The following is a 2,134-nucleotide window of genomic DNA, read 5'->3' as shown; positions in this document are numbered from 1 at the left end:
TTATCAATGATACTAATTGTGACTGGGTTTTCTTTGAAGATGAAAGTGTTATTTTTAGATACTACGGAAAAGGATATGATGAAACAATTATAAATGAAATGAGAGAAAATGGATATGGAGCGTAAGGAAGCAGACAAAATGACGATTGAAGAAGCACGCAAACAAAAGGGAATGAGTAGGCGTGAGGTGTCAGAGTGGTTAGAAATACCATATAGAACACTGTCGAACTGGGAGACTGGAGTGCGGAGCTGTCCGCATTACATTGAAAAGCTGATAGTAGATAAAATAATACAAGGCAAATGATAAGAAGCACATAACAACCCGCAGGACACCGATGCCTGCGGGTTGTTTTACGAAAGAGGCAGGAGTATGGCAAATCAAAAAGGAAGTAGACAATTAAAACACAGCGATAGAATCAGACTGGAGGCTTTATATAATGCTGGCCATAAAGTTGCGGAAATTGCTGAGATTTTGCACGTACACCGCAGTACAATCTACAATGAACTTAAACGAGGCCGATATGAACACTTAAACAGCGACTATACCACCGAAATGCGATATAGTTCAGATCTGGCACAACGAAAATGTGATGAAAACCTGAAAGTAAGGGGAACACAGCTGAAAATAGGAAATGATATCAAGCTAGCCAATTATATTGAGAATAAAATAATAAATGAGGATTACAGTCCGGATGCAATCATAGGAGAATTGACAGCATCAGGCCGATGGAGCGAGTTCCAGACCAAAATATGCACAACCACTGTATACAGTTATATAGATAAAGGAATTTTTCTGAGAGTAACCAATAAAAATCTGCCTGTAAAAAAGAATAGGAAAAGAAAATATAATAAGGTAAAGAAGCAAAAGAGAGCAGAGGCGGGCGAAAGCATAGAAAATAGACCGGAGATCATAAACAGCAGAGAGGAGTTTGGCCACTGGGAAATGGATAGCGTTCTGGGGTGCCGAGGAAAATCTAAAAATACATTATTAACACTTACAGAAAGAAAAACAAGAGCGGAAATCATATTCAAATTGAATAACCATAGTGCTGAGGAAGTGGTGGCAGCAGTGGACCGGTTGGAAAAACGCTGGGGAGAATTATTCAAAACGGTATTCAAAAGCATAACTGTAGACAATGGGACAGAATTTGCCTATTGTGAAGAACTGGAGAGATCCGCAATAGGAGCAGGAAAGAGAACAAAGATGTATTACTGTCATCCATATAGCAGCTGGGAAAGAGGGACAAACGAAGTCACAAACAAAATGGTGCGGAGAAAAGTCCCTAAAGGAACGAATTTTGATGATCGAACGGCTGAGGACATCCAGGAGGTTGAAAACTGGATAAATCAATACCCACGGCGTATCCATGGGTATAAATCTGCAGCGGAAATGTTTGAGGAGGAATTGCAGAGAATTAGCTAATATATTTCAGCTACAGAATCTCAGACGGCCGGCATGAACCTGGCGGCCTTATTAGAATGCTATCACAAAAGAAAGAGGATATGATAGGAAATAGAAAAGAAACAAATTCTACAAAGAACACGCACCTGTTTTGTGCAAAATAACGATATTGAATTTTTGTCGAAAAAAAGGTTGAAATTTTTAATAGGGCAAGTTTATTTTAAATTATGTTGCACTTTGGCCAAAAAATTGCTACACTAAAGAGTAGAGTCGTTGCATCGTATTAAAGCGGTAACCCGTGCTTAAAATGTAACTGTTCATAGCGCTGTGAGGCATTTGGAAGCAGGGTTTGGACGGTCGATTTGAAATAATTAAATGAGGTGGAAAAAATTATGAACAATCCGATTATTTCTCTCGAGGGAGTCGAGAAAAGATTCGGGTCCAATCTGGTTGTTAAGAAAATGAACCTTGAGATAGCTGAAGGTGAGTTTCTGACACTTTTAGGGCCATCGGGATGCGGAAAGACAACAACACTGCGTATGATCGCAGGTTTTGAGGAAGCATCAGCCGGTGTAATCAAGGTCGAAGGCGAACGTATCGAAGACAAGGAGCCGTTTCAGAGAAACGTCAATACTGTTTTCCAGAATTATGCATTGTTCCCACATATGACGGTTTTTAATAATGTAGCATACGGACTGACGATCAAGAAAGTACCAAAGCCTGAGATTCAGGA

General features: G+C 39.7%; 3 protein-coding genes. All 3 read left to right on the top strand.

Annotated features, from left to right (window positions below; translation table 11 throughout):
• Positions 1–114 precede the first annotated feature (114 nt).
• On the top strand, positions 115–303 hold the full coding sequence (locus WMO25_RS17440) for a helix-turn-helix domain-containing protein (RefSeq protein ID WP_242997501.1): 189 nt from the start codon (positions 115–117) through the stop codon (positions 301–303).
• A 66-nt stretch (positions 304–369) separates the two neighbouring features.
• Complete coding sequence (locus WMO25_RS17435; protein WP_117684517.1) at positions 370–1,422, top strand: IS30 family transposase; 1,053 nt, start codon at positions 370–372, stop codon at positions 1,420–1,422.
• A gap of 371 nt (positions 1,423–1,793) precedes the next feature.
• Positions 1,794–2,134: ABC transporter ATP-binding protein (locus WMO25_RS17430; RefSeq protein ID WP_349086456.1), on the top strand; the 341-nt coding region annotated here is incomplete at its 3' end.

It is taken from the genome of Coprococcus intestinihominis (assembly GCF_040096555.1).
Lineage (GTDB): Bacteria > Bacillota > Clostridia > Lachnospirales > Lachnospiraceae > Coprococcus_A > Coprococcus_A intestinihominis.
This window is presented reverse-complemented; position numbering and strand designations above follow the sequence as displayed.

Coding starts and splice junctions, on each gene's coding strand:
- WMO25_RS17435 (WP_117684517.1), top strand. CDS start 370: ATGGCAAATCAAAAAGGAAGTAGACAATTAAAACACAGCGATAGAATC.
- WMO25_RS17440 (WP_242997501.1), top strand. CDS start 115: ATGGAGCGTAAGGAAGCAGACAAAATGACGATTGAAGAAGCACGCAAA.